Here is a 19,969-nt window from a genome sequence, read left to right on the forward strand (position 1 = left end):
CGACCGGTCGAGGTCTCGTCAGCCGCTCAGGCGGTACCCGACCCCGGCCACCGTCTCGATCGGTGGGGGCGGGCCCAGTTTGCGGCGCAACGTCATCACCGCCATCCGCACGGCGTTGGTGAAGGGGTCGACGTTGGAATCCCACGCCTTCTCCAGGAGCTCCTCGGCGCTGACCACGGACCCGCCGGCCCGCATGAGGACCTCCAGGACGGCGAACTCCTTGCGGGACAGCTGGATGAAACGACCGTCCCGCGAAACCTGGTGCCTCGGCACGTCCAGCTCGACCCCGGCCCGCCGGAGCACCGGCGGCACCGCGGCCCGGGCCCGCCGGCCCAGTGCCTGCACCCGGGCGACCAGCTCGGCGAACGCGAACGGCTTGGTCAGATAGTCGTCGGCCCCCACCCCGAACCCGTGCACCCGATCTGCGACGTCCCCGGCGGCGGTCAGCATGATGACCCGGGTGTCGCCGCCGGTGGCGACCACCGCCCGGCACACGTCGTCGCCGTGCACCACCGGAAGATCCCGGTCGAGCACGATCACGTCGTAGGGATGGAGCGCCGCGAGTTCCAGGGCGCTGGCACCGTCCCCGCAGGTGTCCACCGCCATGGCTCGCTGGCGCAGGCCCTCGGCGATGGCCTCGGCCAGGATCGCCTCGTCCTCGACCACCAGAATCCGCACGCGACCGCCCTCCTCCCACATCGATCATCGGCGGCGGACCGTAAAGAAAGCGTAAGCGGCGATCTTTACGGAACCCTGATCGCTCGGCCACTAGATCTGGTCGTGGCCGGCGAAACCGCGCCGGCCACGAGGCGGAGGTGGCAGATGAGACGACGATGGTCCGCGAGCGTCCTGCTCGGGACGGCGATCGTGATGGCGGCCGGTGCAGGCAGCCCCGCGCTGGCGATGGCCGCCGGGACGGCTGACACGCCCGAACCCGGAACGGCGGCAGGCGGGGCTCCCGTCCTCCCGCCGGACGACCCCTTCACCCGGTGCCTCGAGGAGAACGGGGCCCAGGTGCAGACCGAATCGTCGGGGAAGCACCGGCGACTGCTGCGGATGACGCTCGATCCGGAACACGGGCCGCAGGCCCTGGACGCCTGTGAGCAGTACGCGCCCACCCCCGCGCCCATCGGCGGTCCGCCCTCGCTCGAACCGCTGACCGCCGAACAGAACGCGTCCGTGACGGAATGTCTGCGGGCCGCCGGCGTGGTCTTCCCCGCGCCCGGCACCACGCAGGTGCTTGGTCTTCCGCCCGCGGAGGGGCCGGTCCGCGCCGGTTCGGTTCCCGGCCCCGGTAGCGCTGGCGGCTCCGGCGGCTTCGTCGGCTCCGGCGGCAGCGGTGGTCCGGCGATCGGGGGTGGGTCGACCGCTGGTGGTGGCCTGGTGACGGGCGGCGGGTCGGATCCCGGGCCGGGTCTGGTCATCGGCGGTGGGCCACGCTTCGGCGGTGGTCTGGTGATCGATGGTGAGGCGGGCTCCGGCGACGGCCCGGCACCGGGACGGCCGGGCAGAGCGCCCGGTGCTCCCGACGCGCCCGGTGCTCCCGACATGCCTGGTGCTCCTGACGCACCCGACGCGAAGGTCGTCACCGCGCTCGGCCAGTGCGCGCAGGAGGCCGGCCTGCCCGCTCTCGCCCTGGAGACGCGTTCGGCGGACGGGGCCACCACGGCGGTGGTAGCCGTGGCCGCAGCCCGCCCCTAGCCCGCCTCTGGCCGAGACCGGCAGAGCTGCCGCGTCAGGCGGGCGGTGGTTCGCCCCACCCGCCTGACGCGCCATCGCCAGCTATCTCATCGCGAGCTCGTCGGACGTCGCATGAGCGACCGGTCGCAGGAGTGACAGAGCGCAGGCGAATCGGATCCGGGGCAGCACCATGGTCCCCAGCCGATCCGCTCATCGTTCCGTGCCACAGCACCGGAAAGGGCGGATGACGATGAGCGAGGAGACACTGTGAACCTCAGAGACATGACCCGAGGACGCCAGACGGGAATGGCGGGGGCTCCCCTTCGCCTCGCCGTCGCCGGCGCCGCGTTGGCGTTCGCGCTGGGCGCCTGCGGAGGGTCCGACGATACGGACACCGCCGCCGGGGTCACGCCGGATTCGTCAGCTCCGGCGGCAGCGACGACAGATGGCGCGAACCACTCGTCGTCGTCCTACGGGTCGCACCCGTCGAGCACGACCCCGGCCGCGGCTGCCACCGGAGCACCGGCAGGCGGCGCTCAGAGCGCCACGACCGTGACCATCGAGAACTTCGCCTTCAGCCCGCAGACCGCGACCTTCAAGGTCGGGCAGACGATCACCGTCGTCAACAACGACAGTGCCCCGCACACCTGGACCTCCGCGGAGGGCGGCTTCGACACCGGCCGACTCCAGCAGGGCCAGAGCGCCACGGTTACTTTCAGCAAGGCCGGAACGTTCACGGTGATCTGCGAGATCCATCCGTCGATGACCGGAACGGTGACGGTCACGGCATAGGCGCGGCGGCGTCCTGTGCCCCTCCGCATGCGCAAGGCCAGGTCGGCGCGGGTTGCTCGGGTCCATGAGGGTGCCCGGAGTCTCATGACCAGGGCCGCGCGCCGACCGTGTTCCTCCGGGTAACGTCGAATCCGGCGTCACCAGCCAGCCCGGCTCCGGGACGCGCTTCGAGACCGCGCAGGGCGCTGTTTCCGCGCCTGCGTGGACTCTGCTGCGACGAGCCGGTGGCTCAGATCGGAGTGCTGTATGACGCCCGAGGCCGACTCGCCGGAAGCAGCGCTGTCCCCGGAAGCGGCGCTGTCCCCGGAAGCGGCGCTGTCCCCGGAAGCGGCGCTGTCCCCGGAAGCGGCGCTGTCCCCGGAAGCGGCGCCGCGCCGCAGCTTCGTCGGGGACGCGGCGCTCACGGAGCTGATCGTCTCCGAGCGGCGTTGCCTGATGACGGCGCCGCTCACGGACGCTGTCCGTTCGCCGGGGGGTTCCGTCTCGCCGGGCATGATCCTGACCATCTTCGACGTCGGGGCGTCCCATCCCACGATGATCACCTGTCGGCCCGACTGGACCGCCACCCAGGACATCTCACTGCACGGCGCGGATCCGATCACCGAAGGCCCGATCGTGGTGGACAACCAGCTCGTGCGGGTCGGGAAGAAGGTCGCCATCGCCTCCGCCGCGGTCTACGACGGGCACGGGGTGGACGACATCGAGAAGCTCCAGTGGCTGATCGATCAGGCGGGGCCGTCGGCGGCTCCGGCCGGCCTGACCAGGGCCGGCGCCGGTCTGATCAGCTTTGCCCGCCTTCCGCGGGCTGCGGCCGCGGGCATGGACGACTATGACCCGGGAAAGTGGATCGGGCAGGTCCGGCACACCGGTGTGCCGGAGCCGGTCGAGGGCTCTCTCCACGAGCGGCTGGGGCTGCGGCTGCTCGAGCCGCGCATCGGCCAGTTCGATCTGGACCTCACGCCGTCCGTGACCAACAGCATCGGCACGATCTTCGGTGGAGCCCTGGCCGTGATGATCGAAGCCGCGGCCGAGGCGATGCGCCCCGGTCTGGCGGCGACGGACCTGCAGATCCACTTCCTGTCCCAGGTGCGGACCGGACCAGCCCGGACGACCGGCACGGTCCTGCGCGACGCTGGCGACCACTCCGTCGTGACGGTGCAGGTCACCGATGCGGGCCACGACAACCAGATCCTCGCCCTCGCCACCGTGACCCTACGGAGAAGGCAGTAGCAGGTAGGACGCAGGCGCCCGTCCGTCGTGATCAGTCGACGTGGACGGGTCGGGCGTCCGCCGGCGGCTCGCCGAAGGTTTCCACCATGTCGCGCGGCGCGACCTGCTCCCTGGCCAGGGTCGCGCCGCGAACCCGGTCGAGCCGGAACCACCGTCCGGCGCAGCGGAATGACGGGGATGACGACGCGCTCGCCGCCGAGCGGGCGCGCACCGAGGCATGGGCCAGTGCCTTCCTCTTACTGAGGAGCGGAAACGGCTGGGCCTGACACAGCGTCAGGTGGCCGACCTGATGGGCGTCTCGCCGGGCCGGGTAAGCCAGATCGAGAACGGCGATCTTGGCGAACGAGGTAGCGACGTTGAGCCGTTACGCTCGGGCACGGGGGGCTCGGATGYGGATCATCTTCGACTGCGGAAACGATCTCCGTCAGATCGCGTGAGCTGCTGCCGGTCTTGTATCAGGGCCACGTGTTCGGCCACAGACAAGCGGGGCCGGTTAATCGATATGACGATTCCCGGATACGCCTGATCCAGTCTGATACCCGACATTGAACCCCGAAGTCTACGCAAAACAGACAATGTCGGGCTTATGGCAAGGTCTGCAAGGTCGGCCTGGGTCGTCCTCTTCGCACTTCTTGCCACCGTCGCTCTGCTCCTGGTGACTGCCTGCGCGAGCAGCGACCCAGCTGAGGGAGGCGGCACTGTCAACGTCAACCCGTCCGCTGGCCATGCGGCGGCCGGTGACAACCGCGCCCAGGGTGACACCCCAGCGGGCAGCGRCACTCCCGCCGACCGCGACGCCCCGGCCGAGAGCGGCAGCCCAGCGGTCGCCGGCAAGCCCGGTACCCGTCAGGATCCCCTCCCCGTCGGCACCTCCGCCAGGATCGGAGACTGGGACGTCAAGCTCGGCCTTACCATCCAGGACGCCACCGACCAGGTCCTGGCCGCCAACACCTTCAACAAGCCCCCGATCGCCGGCCGGCAGTACGTGATGGTGCCCCTGGAGGCAACCTACAGAGGACCAGACGAGGGCACGGCATGGGCGGAACTGGGATTCAAGTTCGTCGGCTCGAAGGGCAACACTTTTTACCTCAACGTCGACGACGTCTGCGGGGCTCTCCCACAACCTCTCATCGACGGCGGAAATGTGTACGCCGGTGCCTCGGCGCAGGGGAACGTCTGCAAGTCAGTGCCGTCGGACCAGGTCGTGGGCGGCACCTGGATCGTGTTTGCGGTCGACGCTTCCGACGCCTCGGAGACGTTCTTCGCGGTTTCCTGATACCTGCGGACTGCGCTTCGGGTGCGGCTGACGCGGACGGACCGGGCAGTGGTCACGGGCCTGGCCGCGGGTGGCGGCCGGTGGGCTCGCGAACCATCGCGATCCCGCGTCCGTGGACATCCATGCCGTCCGCTGAGCCGTCCGCTGACCTGGTGCACCGGGCCTAGTGCTCGACTGCCTTGCCGAGGGTATGTCTGATGCGGAGATTATCGCGGAGTACCCGTAACTGACCGTGTCAGGGATCCGCACGGCGGCTGCCTACGGGGCACGTCTGGCCCGGCAGGATCTCGTGCCACTTCGTACCTCGCCGTGAAGGTCGAACTGGACGGAGGTCTCCCGGTTTCCCCTGCGGAGCGACTCGCGAAGCACGGGATCGATGCCGACACGGTGATCGCGGAGAACCTGTCGGGCAAGCGTGCTGGCCAAGCTCGGCACACGTGATCGCACCCACGCAGTCGTCATCGCCTATGAGTCCGGCTTCGTGGCGGCCGGCAGGCCCTGAAGATCCCGTGCGCTCGCCTGGGAGCAGATCGCGACAACGTCGTCGAAGCATTCCAGCAGGGACGGCCGTTCCTCGGAGAGGTAGACGTGGGCGGCCGTGGCGAACCAGCCGAGCGCCATCTTCGTGAGAGCACGGATCTCGAGCGCCGGGACGGTGTCGCCACATCTGCTCTCCAGGACCGCGGCGAGACTCGTCTCGAACGCCCGACTGCCTGTCGAGAACTGCTCCGCGGCGAGCTGTGGCTCCGTCGCCACCACGGCCCGGATCTGCTCGACGAGCCGTTGTTCGTAACCCTGCTCGGCGAGATCCCGAAGCAGGAGGTGCAGGCTCGTCAGGGGCGGTTCATCGGCCGGTCTCTCGCGCAGGCGTTGGGTCGCGGCTTCGCGTCGTACGACGAGGTGATCGAAGAGGACGGCCTCTTTCGTCGGGAAATGATGGAAGACGGTGCGACGGCCGACGCGTGCTGCTGATGCGATCTGGTCGATCGTCGTCTCTGTATATCCCTGTGTCTGGAACAGACGAAGGGCCTCGTCGGCGATGCGGACGCGCTTCGCGTTCGGATCGCGCTCGCGGATCGGTGTTTCCGGCACGCGTCGAGATTGTACCCACGTGGCCCGGCGGGTGAGGGCGGTCGTCCTGTGGTCGGAGGCTCCCCGCCCTGGGTCCGCCCTCGGCGCCGTGGCACGTGCCGACAGGCCCGACCTTGACCACCCCCAGTTGTTGCACTAGTGTCATAGCCGGAGAGTTCGCAGGTAGCGGGCCTGAACCACAGCATCGCAGGACTGGCCCAGGCCGGGACTGCGGGCGGAGACGCCGAGCCTGCCCCGTGGCGAAACGGGCCGCGGCACGGTACGCAGACACGTGGAGCCAGCATGCGTCCAGACGGACAGGGTGACCCCGCCTTACCTTCGGGTCGCCGCTTCCATCAGGTTCATGGGGTGCCGCGCGTGAAATGGTGCGAGTCGGGTGGAGAGCCCGGGCCCTGACGCGCCCGACACATTCTTTTCGGGCTGCTGTTTTTGGTAGCCGTCCACTTTTCCGGCCCGGGTTGAGCCCTGCCTTTTYCCGGCTTTCCTCCGCCGTTCGGCGATGGCGGGAGAGTACGGGAAGGTGCCGCCTGTCCGCGGTGTTCGGCGGAGGCTCGCGTCCCCGGTCAGAGGATTTCGAACCTCGGCCCCGACAGAGGAGATGCAATGATCATCATACCTTTCAACGGAAAGAGTCCGCGGGTCGCGGCGTCCGCGCTCGTGGCCGACAACGTCACCCTGATCGGTGACGTCGAGATCGGCGAGGAGTGCTCGATCTGGCCGGGTGTGGTCATCCGGTCGGACACCACCCCGATCAGGATCGGCAACAACGTCCACATCGAGGAGAACTCGGTGCTGCACACCAGCACGCACATCGAGGACAACGTGATGATCGGGCACAACTGCACGATCGAGGCCTTCGTCGGCCACGACTGCATGATCGGGAACACGGCGGCGTTGATGCCGCTGTCGCGGGTCGGTGCCCACTGCGCCGTCGCCGCCGGGTCCGTCGTGCTGGAGCAGGTGGAGATTCCCGAGTACTGCTTCACCGTCGGTGCTCCCGCGAAGGTCCACTCGAAGATCGATCCGGACAACCCCAAGCACGCGATGCGGCTTGCCTCCACCTACCTGCCCACGATGCGCAAGATGGCCGACGAGTACCGCCGCCAGGGCATCTGGAGCCGGGCATGAGCGGGCCAGGCCAGCCAGGCCAGCCAGGYGATCCGGGCGGGCCAGGTGATCCGGGCGGGCCGCTGGCTGGTATCCGCGTCATCGACTGGACGATCTGGCAGCACGGCCCGGTGGCCGGCGCCATGCTCGGCGATCTCGGCGCCGACGTCATCAAGATCGAGGAGAGGCTCGGCGGTGACTCGGGCCGGGCCCAGTTCGCCTTCCCCGACACCGGTACCTCTCCGTACTTCGAGGTCAACAACCGCAACAAGCGCAGCATCGCCGTCGACCTGAAACGGCCCGAGGGCGTGGCGCTGGTACGCCAGCTGGTCGCCCGCTCCGACGTGTTCATCCAGAACTTCCGGCCCACCGTCGCGGAGAAGCTGGGACTCGACTACGAGACGCTGCGCGCCGACAACCCGATGCTCGTCTACGGCGCCGGCAGCGCCTACGGGCCCAACGGCCCCGAGCGCACCGCCCGCGCCTACGACCTGCTCGGCCAGGCCCGCTCCGGTCTGATGCTCAAACCCGGCACCGACGAGGTCAGCATCGCCGACAGCGGCCTCGCCGACCAGATGGGCGCCATCATGCTCGCCTACGGCGTGCTCGCCGCCCTCCTCGCGCGGGAACGCCACGGGGTGGGCCAGCGGGTCGACACATCCCTGTTCGGCAGCATGCTCGCCCTGCGCGGCCTCGCGCTCGCCCTGGAACTCATGACCCAGGACGGACGTGTCGCCACCTCGACGTTCCGCAGGCACCTGGGCGACGAACCCCCYTCGCGGGAGAACCCGGGCAATCCGCTGTGGAACTACTACCGGTGCGCGGACGGCAAGCTGATCGCCATGGCCATGGTCCAGTCCGACCCGCACTGGGCCAACCTCCTCCACGCACTCGGCAGTCCCGAGTCGCTCGCCGGCGACCCACGGTTCGCCAGCCACATCAGCCGCTGCCAGAACGCCCGCGCCTGCGTCGCGATCCTCGACAAGATCTTCGCGGCCGAATCCCGGGACACCTGGCTGCGCCGGCTGCTCGCCTCCGGCGACATGCCGATCACTGCGGTGAACACCACCGCCGACATCGCGAACGACCCTCAGGCGATCGCGAACAACTACATCACCTGGTTCGACCACCCCGCGATGGGCAGGACCCGGGTCCCGGGGTTCCCGGTCGCGCTCTCCGAGACGCCGGCCCGCATCCAACGCCAGGCGCCCGAGTTCGGCGAGCACACCGAGGAAATCCTGATCAACGTGCTCGGCCTGACCTGGGACGACATCTCCCGCCTGCGCGAACAGGAAATCCTCTAATGGCCGGCCCGGTGACAGAGTTCAGACCGGGTACCCGCCTGCACAGCGCCACCTGCACGACCGAGGTCATCATCACCCAGGGCGGCAGGGGAGTCCTCACCTGCGGTGGGAAACCCATGACCGCGGGGGACAGCCAGGCCACCGACGCCCGGCCAGACCGGCCAGGCCGGCCAGACCGGCCAGACCGGCCAGACCGGCCAGACCGGGCGGAGGGATCGGACCGGCCGGAAGAAGCTCAGACCCTTCTCGGTAAGAGGTACCGGGCCCCGGGCGGCTCCTTTGAGGCCCTCTGTGTCCGGCAGGGCGCCGGGGCGCTGGAACTGGATGGCATTCCGCTGGAACTGGTCAAGCCCAGAATTCTCCCGGCGTCGGACTGACGGCGACCCGGCCGGGGGTTGCCTCGTTGTCACCGGCCGGGTTCTCGGCGGAGCACCCTGGCACGGCCATTCATCCATCCGACCGGTGCCCCGTGCCCCGTGCCTGCCGGACCCGTCCCCAATCATCTTTTCCGACGCAGACAAGAGGTCCATGGTGATTCACAAGGCACGATTACTCGTCACTGCCGCCGTGTGCTGCGCGACGCTCGTCCTGGGCGCCTGTGGTGGAGCCGGAGACAGCGATCCCGGCCCGTCCTCGGGTGCTTCCGGGCAACCGGTTGCCGGTGGCCAGGGACGGATACTCACCCTCAGCGATCCGCGGAGTCTGGACCCGGCGGCCCTCGGCAATGCCTACGCAACCACCGGCGTCGTGGGCAATGCGCTGTACGGGACGCTGATGACCGACTCGTCGGCCGGTGAGATCCGGTACTCCATGGCCGAGTCGTTCAGGACCACCGACGCCGGGGCGACGTTCGAGCTGAAGCTGCGGGCCGGCCTGGTGTTCTCCGACGGGACCCCACTGGACGCCGAGGCCGTGAAGTTCAACTGGGACAGGCTCAAGGACCCGGCCACCGCCGCCATCTCCCGGTCGGAGGCATCGATGATCGCCTCCACGGAGGCGGTCGACGACACCACCCTGAAGATCACCATGGTCACTCCGGTGCCCAAGTACGCCCAGGCCGTCCTCACCTCGTCCATGAACTGGATCGCCTCGCCGCCAGCGCTGAAGAAGGGGCAGCAGGCCTTCGATGCGAACCCGATCGGCGCGGGGCCCTTCACCCTGCGGAGCTGGACCCGTCAGGCCGCCATGGAACTGGTCAGGAACCCCCGCTACTGGGACGCCCCCAAGCCCTACCTCGACCGCCTCACCCTCCGCGCGGCCCTCGACAGCAGCCAGCGCCTGAACACAGTGCTCACGGGGGGCGCGGACGTGGCCGTCGAGTCGAACTGGATCAACCTCGACAAGGCCGAGCAGTCCGGCCTGCCGACGAATGTCATACCGTCCGGCGGCGGCATCTTCCTGGCGCTGAACACCCGCCGGGCACCGTTCGACGACGTCCGCGCCCGCCAGGCCATCGCCGCGGCAATCGATATGGACGCCCTGAACCAGGCCGTCTACAACGGCACTGGTCAGCCCGTCGACACACTTTTCAGCAAGGCCTCGCCCTACCACTCGGACAGGCCTTTGGCGACAACGGACCGCACACGGGCGCAGAGGCTCCTCGACGAGATTGCCGCCGACGGCAAGCCGCTGTCCTTCGTCTTCTCGAGCGTGCCGACGACAGACGGCAAGGCGATCGCGGAGAACATCCAGGCCCAGCTCAGCAGCTTCACCAACGTCACCGTCAGGATCAGGACAATCGAGGTCACGGAGCTGGCCGCACTGCGCACCACCCACGACTTCGATGTGCTCATCTCGTCCGCCTTCTTCCAGGACCCCGAACCGCGGCTGTGGACGACCTTCCACGGGAGCTCGGCGGCGAACCTGTCCGGCCTCGACGACCCGGCACTCAACGAAAGCCTCGTGACCGCCCGCACCGCGACATCGGACGACGAACGCAAAGCCGCCTACGACACACTGCAGGAAAGGCTGGCCGAGCTGACCCCGGTGGTCTTCCTTGCGCAGGCGGCACCCAGTGCCGTCTCGACCAGGAACGTCGGCGGACTCGTGCAGTACGGCCTCGGCTCACTGCAGCCAGAGGAACTCTGGGTCCAGAACTGAACGGTCAGATCGAGGGCGTGGGTGGCCCGGGCCTCGTCACCTGATGCGACCAAAGGTCGTGGTTCCGAGGCGTCGGCAGGCCTGCCGCCCCGGCCCAACCCGACACCTTGTTTCCGTGACTCGGGGGTGGGTGCTGGTTGAGACAGGACGCGGCGCGGCCCGCGCGATACGTCGCAGGTAACTGTCGCAGTGGCGATCCATTGACATACGGAACGCACCCAATATTTTGTCTAGAATGACCGAAAAGTCCCATCCGGCAGCCGGTGGAGCCAGAGCTCTCGCGACGGTGTGCGGGCGTTACCGCTGGGCAGTTCTCGCGCTGTGGCTTGTCGGAGTCATCGGCATCGCCCTCTACGCGCGTGCGGAGGGCCCACGGACCAGCGCCGACGTAGCGGTCCCGGGCTCGGACTCCGCACGGGCGCTGGATCTGGCCGGCGAGGTGGTTCCCGGCGGGAAGCTGAACGACACCGCCTCGGTGGTGCTGCACAGCCGCCGGGGAACGCTCGATGACCCGCCGGCCCATGACCAGGTCACCGCGATGACAGCCGAGCTGACGAAGCTGCCCGGCCTCGTGATCGTGGCCGATCCGTTCAGCCCGGTCGGCCCACTCGTCCTCGGCACCCAGCCGATCAGCGCCGACCGCCGGACCGGGATCACCTCCGTCGTCCTGAAAAGCTCGGCGCTAGAACCGGACCGCGACGCGGCCCGGCGGATCATCGACATCGCCCGTGCCTACGACGGGCCCGACCTGCAGGTGGAGGTAGCCGGCCCCGGGGCGACCGCGCTGAACGCCACGACGGTCTCGCCGGGGCCGCTGCTCATCGCGGGCCTCGGCGCCGTACTGTTCCTCGGCATCACGCTGCGCTCCCGGTTCGCCGTCGCGCTGTGCGCGGCCGCCGTGGGCGCCGGCACGATCAGCGCGGTCGGGGTCACCGTGGTGCTTTCCCACATGCTGACGACGACGCCCCTGGCGCTGCTGCTCGCAGGCCTCATCGCGGCCGGGACCAGCCTCGGCGGCGCGGTCGTCGTCGTCCACCGCGCGCAGGAGAGCCTGCGCGCCGGCGCCCGTCCGGTCGACGCGGCCAGCGAGGCCATCGGGCGGTCCGGCACGGCCGTCGCGGTCGGCAGTCTCGCCGTCGCGGTGGCCATGGCGGCGGTCGTGCAGCTGGATCTGAGCTCCTTCGACGCCATCGCCGTCGGCGCCGCCGCTGCCGGCGTCGTGACCGCCCTCATCATGATCACACTGCTGCCGGCGCTGCTGTCCCTCGGCGGGCCGCACCTGCTCGGCTGGGTCGAACGACACCATGTGGAGACGACCGGAGCCGGGCTGCGTCAGCGCCCGGGGGTACGCGCCTGGTGGGCGCGCTGGATGGAACGCCGGCCGGCCCACGCCGCGGTCATCGGCTCACTGGTCCTCGTCACCTTCGCGGCCATGGCGGTTCCGATCGATCTCGGCGGTGCCGACGACGGCGTCGATCCGACGTCGATGAGCACCCGCCGGGCCTACGATCTGCTCAGCGCGGAGTTCTTCCCAGGGCTCAACGGGCCGATGCTCGCCCTCCTGGACCGTCGTGGCTCCCAGGTCACCGCCGCCGAAGCAGTCGCCGTCCTCGCGAAGACACCGGGTGTCGAGAACGCGGCCCTGGGCGCCGAGAACCCGGAGCGCGGCCTCRCCATGATCCGCATCCTGCCGGAAGCCGCCCCCCGTACTCCCGAAGCCGTCGACCTGCTGCACAGGCTGCGCGACCAGGTCACTCCCACCCTCGTCGGCGACACGACGGCGCGGATCCACATCGGTGGCGCCACCGCGATATCAACCGACATCGCCGCCGACTTCCAGGGCGCGACGACGAAGTTGTTCGCCGTGGTGCTGGTGGTGTTCGCCCTGTTCGGCTTCCTGCTGCTGGGCTCGGCGCTGCCTGCCGCGGCCCTCGCGGCCACCGCCGTCCTGTCCGCGCTCGCGGCGGYAGGACAGATCGCGTTGCTGTTCCAGACCGATGCGTTCGCCCGCTCCATCGGGCTGACGAGCGGGCCGGTCGAACCGTCGTTCCTGGCACTCATCCTGATCGCGGTGATCAGCCTGTCTCCCGGGCTCAACCTGAACCTGCTGGTCGGGCTCAGCGAACACCGTGACCGGCCAGCCCTGACCACCCGGCGCGCGCGGCGGGTCGACAAGGGCCCGATCGCCACCGGCCACGCCGAGATCGGCCACGTCGTGCTCACCATGAACCTGGTGATGCTGTTCATCTTCGCCGCGGTCGCCGCCCAGCCGTCACGCCTCATGAAGGTGATCGGGGTCGGGCTGGCGACCGGTGTCACCCTGGACGCCTTCGTACTCCGTGCCACGGTGCTGCCCGCGCTGCTCCACCTGCTGCGACGGCGTGGCCGCCGGCACGGAGCCGTCCGCCGTGTCCCCGCGACAACGACCGTGGCACCCTCCGCCCCTACGACGGTGACCGTGACGCCTTCGGCCCCCACGACGGCGACCGCGGCGCACACCGCCCCCGTCAGGGCGGCCAGGGGGCCGTCCTCGCGCCCCAGGGCCATGGGTACGGCCCACGCTGCCCCACCGCCGCGCGGTGTGCCGGAGACCGAGCGCGGCTGACTGGAGCGCACGGCCGACCCGGCGGTCGACCGAGCGTTACCAAGCATGGCTAGACGTGGCTGGGCGTGGCTGGGCGTGATCGAACTCCCGGCTTGGGCGGGACCTCCTGCCCGACCCGGGAGCGCCGCAGCGTCACACTCACGAATCCGTAGTCGGAGTTGGATCTGAGGGTGAAGGGTGTGTCGTCACTGAACTGGCTTGAGCGTTATCGCGAAGGACGTCGGGCCGAGGTATGGCATGAACTACGCCAGCTCGGCGCGGGTAGCCGTGACGGCGGTCTCGAGGAGGAGGCCCAGTCGGTGTGCGACGAGATGGCCGGGAGGGCGCGGAGGAACGTCGAGGTCATCATCGAGCGGCTGTCCGATGCGGGCTACCGCTTTCACACCAACGACGATGACCAGGAGACAGTCGTCCCCCATGTACCGCCGACCGCGGAAGCTCCGGCGTTGGCCGACTGGCTGGAGGAATGGTTCGGTGCGGTGCCGATGACACTGTTGTCCTGGCTGCGGATCGTCGGCGACGTCTGGCTCGTCGGCACCCACCCGGAGTGGCCGACCACGGCCGCGGCCGACCCGCTCGTCATCGAGGTCGAAGGCTCGCGCTACCCCGGCCCGTCGCCAAGCGGCTCCATCAACGAGGAGTTCGCAGCCTGGCAGGACTGGGCCGCGACCGACCCGGACGCCGGCCCGTTCATGCTGCCGCTGGCTCCCGACCGGTTTCACAAGGCGAATGTGAGCGGTGGCGACCCGTACGGGATGTTCCTCCCGGATGGCTGCGCCGATGGCCTGTTCGTCGGTGATGGAACAACGCCGTTCGTCAGCTACCTCAACTCCGTGTTCCGCAACGGAGGCTTCCCGCGGCAGACGGGCAGCGCCGCCGAGTGGCGGCTGCGAAACTCTCTCGCCGCCGATCTACTGCCCCTCTGAGCTTGCTGACGCCCGGCTACCTCGTTCCTGACGGTGCGATGAACCCGACTCCCAGCCGCGTCCGGCGGGCGGCCCTCGAGCCCGGTCCGGCAAGGGCCCGATCGCCACCGGCCACGCCGAGATCGGCCACGTCGTGCTCACCATGAACCTGGTGATGCTGTTCATCTTCGCCGCGGTCGCCGCCCAGCCGTCACGCCTCATGAAGGTGATCGGGGTCGGGCTGGCGACCGGTGTCACCCTGGACGCCTTCGTACTCCGTGCCACGGTGCTGCCCGCGCTGCTCCACCTGCTGCGACGGCGTGGCCGCCGGCACGGAGCCGTCCGCCGTGTCCCCGCGACAACGACCGTGGCACCCTCCGCCCCCACGATGGCGACCGCGGCGCAAACCGCCCCCGTCAGGGCCCCGAGGGGTCCGTCCATGGGCGCCAGGGCCATGGGTACGGCCCACGCGCTGCCCCACCGCCGCGCGGTGTGCCGGAGACCGAACGCGGCTGACCGGAACGCACCGCTGACCGGAACGCACCGCCGACCCCGACGGCTGCCCACAGGCGTTCCGTCCACGGTGTCCGCCGACGTCTACCCGCGTCCAGCGGCCTGGCCGTCAAAGTGGCCGTCATGGTGGACTTCGCGGAACCCCTCATCGCCGTCGCGGGAGCCGTCGGTTTCGATGGGCAGGCGGGGCATACTGGCCCCAGTATGGGGATGTTCCACCACCCTCATTGCCGCGGACGGGATCGAGGTTTCCGAGATGCAGCCAATGGAGGGAGATGCTGCGGAGTGGGCGGCGGCTCAGGTCGCCGCGGTGCGCAACGACCCCCGCAGGCGGATGGCGCTTCTGTCGCATACGTATCACGGACCGGTCGGGCGGGCGCCGCGGCACCTGCCTTTCCGGAGAGCGGCGATGTCGTTCATGCGCTGGCWGGTCGGGCGCGGGGTGCTGAACCCTCCGGACGCAGACCCTCCGGGGAGCCGGTGGTGGCGGGAGGTCAATGACCGGCTTCTCCTCGACGGCTGTGAGGCGATGGCGCGTTCGGGTGGCCTGCGGGGTGAGAAGTCGTCGCCGGYGATCGACCTTTGGTCGACGTTCATCAGTGCCCCTACTTCCTGGAGTTGGTATCGCGCTCACAACGCGAGCATCGTCTCCGCCTACCTGGACAAGCGTGATCTGGCCGAGCTGGAGCCGATGACCGAACGGTTCTTTCTCAACGTTGTACTGCTCCGTGTTCTGTATGCGCACGCGCTGGTCGCGGAGCCGCGGCTGTCGCTGGGCCGGTTCGCAGTCCTGGGCCGGCCTCTCGGGGATCCGCGGCTCGGCATGGCGGGAATATTTCTGTCGCTCGGCCGCGTTCTTCCCGACCGCTATCCACCGGACGAGGATCTGCGGGTCTACCTCGCAGGGGAGCATCGTCTCGGGCGGATGCTCGACTACGGCGTGATCCAGCCGCGGCTCCAGCAGTTGTACGAGTGGTCCGCACTGGAACTCGGTCTTCCTGGGCTACGCAGTCTGGTAGATGACGGCAGCCCGACCTACGCATGGTCCGACGTGGATCGACACGTCTGGGCAGCCGGCAGTGCATCGATGCCGGTGCGCCTACTACGACGCGCGACGTTGCCGCGGTGAACGAGGCCCGGACACGCGGCGATGATCCTCGCAGCCAGGGTCACCACGGCGGGTCGACCGGATGCTGGCTGGCACTCCACACTCCAGTACTGGAGCCCCGGAAAGCCCAGAGCCCCGCGCCGTTTTATCGGCTGCGGGGCTCTGGGCTGCCTCAACCAGCATGCGCTCGGCACGGCACGTCAAGCATCCCCAACCACCGTGGCCGTTGTCGCTACGCATTGCGTCGGCATTCGTACTTGACGTGTCTGGTGGATGAGTAGAGCAGATCGCGAAGATCTTGATTGCCGCACCTGGTTCGAGCCGCTGCGTCAGCCGGGGCCAGGTAGGGGTCGTCCACCACCGGCTAGATCATGGTTATGCCCATGCGTTGACCCGGTCCTGAATCCGGCCGGTTCCGGCAGACGGCATGACGCGGACAGCGCAAGATGACGAATGACGGCGTCAACAGGTAGGTGGTCCAGACGTCCGGCGCCTCGGCCGCCTGCTTCGGGATGCAGTACTGGAGGCTGGTCGGCCGTGAGCTCGGGGACGGCCGCGCCGTCGACGGCTGCTGTCAGCGGCGTCGGCGGATTTTCCGGCCAACCTGGACTTCCGAGCCTCGCGGCTCCCGGCCGCCGGCCCTCCCGGCGGATGAGGCGGCCGCTCCGCACCAAGAGCAGACAATCCGGCCACTCCGAACAGGCACCACCTTGCGACGCTGCGGGGCAGAGCCCGCCTACCAGAGGTGCCCCCGTCAACCCCAACCCGATCATGAGGGCATGAACACAGCGGATCTGCGGCGGCGCTTTGCCGGTTCGCGGTCCCGGCCTCTGCGAGGTGGTGGTGGCTGGCCTGCTTGCGGCTCCCGGAACCGGGCTACTGGCTCTGGCGGTTTGATCCGGCAGCGGCGACCATTCTCGCAGCAGTGATCATCTTCGTACGGGGCTCGCCTGGACTGGCGAGTGACGCGACCACCGGTCCCGCCCGGAGCTGCCCGGAATGGGAACGTGCGTTCGATTCGGTGCGGAACACGTGCTTGCCATACCTCCCGGAGTGTTTGACTCCGCACATTTAGATTGGGAGCGTGGATATCTCCAGGCAGCGGCGGGCGCGGCAGGCCGAGGTCGCGCGCAACGATGCCGCGTTGCTGGCCGCCGCGCGCCTCGTGTTCGCCCGTGAGGGGGGGCGCGCGTCGGTGGCGGCGATCGCCGAGGSCGCGGGCGTCGGGGTGGGCACCCTGTACCGGCGCTACACGAGCAAGACCGCGCTGTTCGAGCGACTGTTGGTGCTGGCGAATGAGCAGTGGGCCGCCGCGGTGGAAAGGGCGGTCGCGAACCCCGATCCGTGGGGCGGCCTCCGCGCGCTTGTGGTCGAGAGCGTCGAGTACGGTCAGGGTACGCTCGCGCCGCTCGGGCGACTAGGCTTGGCGCCGCGTGGACTGGGAGACGTCGCGGTCCGCGCGGACGCGGCGTTCGAGGCGCTCGTCGTGAGCGCCCATCGTTCCGGCGGGCTGCGCGATGATGCGACGGCCACTGACATCCTGCTGCTCATCGAGCAACTTGGGCGATCACCGCTCGTCGAGCAGATTCGCGACTTCGGCGACGAGGCTCTCGCCGCCGAGGCCTACAGTGCGCGGCGGCGCCTGATCGCGATCGCGCTGGATGGCCTCGCCGCGGGTTCGCGCGCCGGCCTTCCGAGTTCGCCGCCCAGCGAGCGCATGCTCACCGTTCGGTGGCCCGAGGAGGGAAGCGGGTAGGAGCACGCGTCCCGCGCGCTCTCCTGGGGGCGTCCGGCCCGGTCCCGAACCCGAGCGTCCAGCGGCGCTGGGCCCCTATCGTAGGGGGTGGGCCAGCTCGTCGCGGCGCAGTCCGCCGAGCGTGAGGGCGAGAACCGCCACGGTAAGCGGAGCGATACCGGCGACGAGATACACGGCGGGAATGCCCCAGGCCTCGGCGGCGGGTACGACGAGGGCTGCTGAGACCGGTGCCGCGCTGAGGGACACGAAGAAGTCCAGGCTTGAGACCCGGCCGAGCATCTCGTGCGGGACGCGCCGCTGGAGCAGCGTTCCCCACAGCGCCCCCGCGCAGGCGACGAGTGCCCCGCAGATCGACAACGCGAGTGCCATCAGCCACACGTGATCGGAGAGACCCATCACGGCCAGAGGGACGCACGCGACGCCCCACATGAGTAGCATCGCGGTGAGATAGCGCCGAGGCATGAGCGTCGAGGCCATCACGAGCGAGCCGCCGATCGCTCCGGCGCCGTAGCCGGCCGTGACAAGGGCGAGGTCTTCCGGTCCGCCGTGCGCATGGTCGCGCACGACCGCCGGAAGCAGCACCTGGATCGGTCCGGCGTAGGCGAGGACCACGGCGACCGCGAAGACCAGGGTTGCCACGAGCCACCGTGTCGTCGCTACGTAGACGACCGCCGACCTCAGGTCAGTCACACTCTGTCGCAGCGCCAACCCTCCGCCGGGTGGGTTCACCCGTGCTGGATCACGCCGCATACCGGCCGCGCACGCGGCTGAGCCCGCGAACGCTACCGCGGTGCCGGCCCAGGCGACAACTGGTGAGGCAAGGCCGATCAGTGCACTGGCGACCAGCGGTCCGGCGGCCTGCAGCATGACGGGACGCAGCAGCGACTCGATCGAGTTCACCGCCAGCAGCTCGGCCTCCGGGATAACCGAGGGGACTGAGGCCGAGTACGCCGGAAAGAAGATCCCATCGGCGCCGCCCAGCACCGCGGCCACCACGATGAGCTGCGGCAGGCCAGGCTCTCCCGTGACGTCCGCCGCGACGACCGTCGCCACCGAGGCAGCTTTGACCGCTCCGATCCTGGCGATCAGGTTCCGCCGGGACAGCCGATCAGCCAGCACGCCGCCAGCGAGCGCGGTGACCACGAGCGCGGCAGTGGTGGTTGACGCGACCATCGCGAGCCCGGCGGGCCCGTGGCCGAGGTCGAGAAGCCGCCACGCCACCGTCACGGTCCAGATCCCGCTGCCGACGAGGCTGAGCACGAACGATCCCGCCAGAAGCCGGTACTGATCTGACCGGAAGGGGACCAGCGCCCGCGGCCATGGGGACGTAGCCATGCCTCCACCCGCCTCTTGTGAGGAGCGAAACGTTCCGCACAACGGTAGCATGTGCGGAATAAGTCGCTCCGCACACATGTGAGAAGCCCGGCGAAGGAGAGCACGAGCCATGCGAGCAGCGGTTGTTCACCGTTTCGGACCACCGGGCGTGCTGGGCGTGGCACCTCTCCCGGCCCCGCACGCTGGGCCGGGAGAGGTGCGGGTGCGCGTCAGAGTTGCCGGCGTGCAGCACTTCGACCTCGGCGTGCGGGCAGGCGAGTTCCCGCGCGAGTTCGTCGGAGACCCGCCGATCGTGCCCGGCAACGAGTTCGCCGGCGTCATCGACGAGGTCGGTGCGGACGTCACAGGGCCGCGTGTCGGCGACGAGGTGCTCGGGTTCAGCACCCTGGGCGCGTATGCCGAGCACATCGTCGTGCCCGCGGGCCACGTGGTCCGAAAGCCGCCGGCAGTGCCATGGGATGTCGCGGGCGGATTCCCGGGCCATGCGCAAGGCGCGCGCAACGTGCTGAACCGAATGCGGGTCACCGGGGGTGAGACCGTGCTCATCAACGCTGCGGCTGGTGGCCTCGGCGCCATAGCCGCACAGCTCGCGCGCATCCGTGGCGCGGCGACGGTGATCGGCACCGCCTCGCCAGCGAATCACGAGTATGTCCGGTCGCTCGGCGCGATCCCCGTCGCCTACGGACCAGGGCTCACCGACCGCGTGAGAAACATCGCGCCCGCCGGAATCGACGCCGCGCTCGGCTTCGAGGTGGAGGGGCTGAGTACAGCCGTCGAACTCGCCTGTGATGTCGGTAGAGTGGTAACGTTGATCTTCAACGACGAGATCGCCGCCCTCGGTGTCAGCGACTGGGCCGGCACGCGCAGCACCAAGGGGCTGCGCGAGATGGTCGAGTATGTCGAGCGCGGAGACCTTTCCGTCGCGATCCGGTCACGCTACCGACTTGAGGACGCGGCCTCCGCCCACCGTGACCTGGAATCCGGTCATGGACGCGGCAAGATCGTGATTGAGATCTGAGTTCAGGGCATGTCCTGGATGGTCACGGTGACTGCGAGCCGGTCGTAGAACGCACCGTCTGGTCCGCCGAGGACACCATCACCGGTGATCACAGTGACGGTTGGGTGGGCCGGTGGCCGCGAGCACGTCGCGGGCGCAGGTCGTGACC

At 69.5% G+C, this 19,969-nt stretch carries 15 protein-coding genes and 2 pseudogenes; 14 read left to right on the top strand and 3 right to left on the bottom strand.

Going from position 1 to position 19,969, the window contains the following annotated elements:
- Window positions 1-18: 18 nt before the first annotated feature.
- Window positions 19-678 (bottom strand): response regulator transcription factor, encoded by a 660-nt coding sequence (locus CC117_RS11270; RefSeq protein WP_071083966.1) that lies wholly within the window; start codon window positions 676-678, stop codon window positions 19-21.
- Window positions 679-822: 144 nt separating this feature from the next.
- Here CC117_RS11270 and CC117_RS11275 point away from each other — a divergent pair, with 144 nt between their 5' ends.
- The 6 genes and pseudogenes from CC117_RS11275 to CC117_RS40490 all read left to right on the top strand — a co-directional run.
- On the top strand, window positions 823-1,701 hold the full coding sequence (locus CC117_RS11275) for a hypothetical protein (protein WP_071083686.1): 879 nt from the start codon (window positions 823-825) through the stop codon (window positions 1,699-1,701).
- Window positions 1,702-1,947: 246 nt separating this feature from the next.
- Window positions 1,948-2,472, top strand: a complete 525-nt coding sequence (locus tag CC117_RS11280) for a cupredoxin domain-containing protein (RefSeq protein ID WP_241830018.1) — start codon at window positions 1,948-1,950, stop codon at window positions 2,470-2,472.
- A 246-nt stretch (window positions 2,473-2,718) separates the two neighbouring features.
- Entirely contained in the window at window positions 2,719-3,702 is a 984-nt protein-coding gene (locus tag CC117_RS11285) for a PaaI family thioesterase (RefSeq protein WP_265338900.1), read from the top strand.
- A 110-nt stretch (window positions 3,703-3,812) separates the two neighbouring features.
- A pseudogene (locus CC117_RS38900) lies at window positions 3,813-4,139 on the top strand (helix-turn-helix domain-containing protein).
- 149 nt (window positions 4,140-4,288) lie between these two features.
- Window positions 4,289-4,978 carry a hypothetical protein gene (locus CC117_RS11295; protein ID WP_071083689.1) on the top strand — a complete coding sequence of 230 codons (690 nt, stop codon included), beginning with the start codon at window positions 4,289-4,291 and terminating at the stop codon, window positions 4,976-4,978.
- 409 nt (window positions 4,979-5,387) lie between these two features.
- A pseudogene (locus CC117_RS40490) lies at window positions 5,388-5,480 on the top strand (DNA-binding response regulator); the annotation flags it as partial.
- Here the strand turns inward: CC117_RS40490 and CC117_RS11300 are convergent.
- Window positions 5,444-6,070, bottom strand: a complete 627-nt coding sequence (locus CC117_RS11300) for a TetR/AcrR family transcriptional regulator (RefSeq protein WP_071083690.1) — start codon at window positions 6,068-6,070, stop codon at window positions 5,444-5,446. The pseudogene CC117_RS40490 and the gene CC117_RS11300 sit on opposite strands and share 37 nt — an antisense overlap.
- Before the next feature lie 603 nt (window positions 6,071-6,673).
- Here CC117_RS11300 and CC117_RS11305 point away from each other — a divergent pair.
- The 7 genes from CC117_RS11305 (at window position 6,674) to CC117_RS11340 (ending at window position 17,468) form a co-directional block, all read left to right on the top strand.
- Window positions 6,674-7,198 carry a gamma carbonic anhydrase family protein gene (locus CC117_RS11305; protein ID WP_071083691.1) on the top strand — a complete coding sequence of 175 codons (525 nt, stop codon included), beginning with the start codon at window positions 6,674-6,676 and terminating at the stop codon, window positions 7,196-7,198.
- Window positions 7,195-8,481 (top strand): CaiB/BaiF CoA transferase family protein, encoded by a 1,287-nt coding sequence (locus CC117_RS11310; protein WP_071083692.1) that lies wholly within the window; start codon window positions 7,195-7,197, stop codon window positions 8,479-8,481. The genes CC117_RS11305 and CC117_RS11310 overlap by 4 nt, the downstream gene beginning before the upstream one ends.
- Window positions 8,482-9,009: 528 nt before the next feature.
- Window positions 9,010-10,581: an ABC transporter substrate-binding protein gene (locus CC117_RS11320; protein WP_071083694.1), complete on the top strand. Its 1,572-nt coding sequence runs from the start codon at window positions 9,010-9,012 to the stop codon at window positions 10,579-10,581.
- A 235-nt stretch (window positions 10,582-10,816) separates the two neighbouring features.
- Window positions 10,817-13,186 carry an MMPL family transporter gene (locus CC117_RS11325; RefSeq protein ID WP_071083695.1) on the top strand — a complete coding sequence of 790 codons (2,370 nt, stop codon included), beginning with the start codon at window positions 10,817-10,819 and terminating at the stop codon, window positions 13,184-13,186.
- 179 nt (window positions 13,187-13,365) lie between these two features.
- On the top strand, window positions 13,366-14,112 hold the full coding sequence (locus CC117_RS11330; RefSeq protein WP_131803058.1) for a hypothetical protein: 747 nt from the start codon (window positions 13,366-13,368) through the stop codon (window positions 14,110-14,112).
- Window positions 14,113-14,860: 748 nt separating this feature from the next.
- The gene (locus CC117_RS11335) at window positions 14,861-15,733 is read left to right on the top strand and encodes a hypothetical protein (RefSeq protein WP_071083969.1); all 873 of its coding nucleotides are present in this window, start codon (window positions 14,861-14,863) and stop codon (window positions 15,731-15,733) included.
- Window positions 15,734-16,796: 1,063 nt separating this feature from the next.
- Window positions 16,797-17,468 (top strand): TetR/AcrR family transcriptional regulator, encoded by a 672-nt coding sequence (locus tag CC117_RS11340; RefSeq protein WP_071083696.1) that lies wholly within the window; start codon window positions 16,797-16,799, stop codon window positions 17,466-17,468.
- A gap of 75 nt (window positions 17,469-17,543) precedes the next feature.
- Here the strand turns inward: CC117_RS11340 and CC117_RS11345 are convergent, their stop codons facing one another.
- Entirely contained in the window at window positions 17,544-18,803 is a 1,260-nt protein-coding gene (locus CC117_RS11345; RefSeq protein ID WP_071083697.1) for an MFS transporter, read from the bottom strand.
- Between the two features lie 109 nt (window positions 18,804-18,912).
- On the opposite strand from CC117_RS11345, the gene CC117_RS11350 reads away from it, so the two are divergent.
- Complete coding sequence (locus CC117_RS11350) at window positions 18,913-19,821, top strand: NADP-dependent oxidoreductase (protein ID WP_071083698.1); 909 nt, start codon at window positions 18,913-18,915, stop codon at window positions 19,819-19,821.
- Window positions 19,822-19,969: the final 148 nt, after the last annotated feature.

It is taken from the genome of Parafrankia colletiae (genome assembly GCF_001854655.1).
Lineage (GTDB): Bacteria > Actinomycetota > Actinomycetes > Frankiales > Frankiaceae > Parafrankia > Parafrankia colletiae.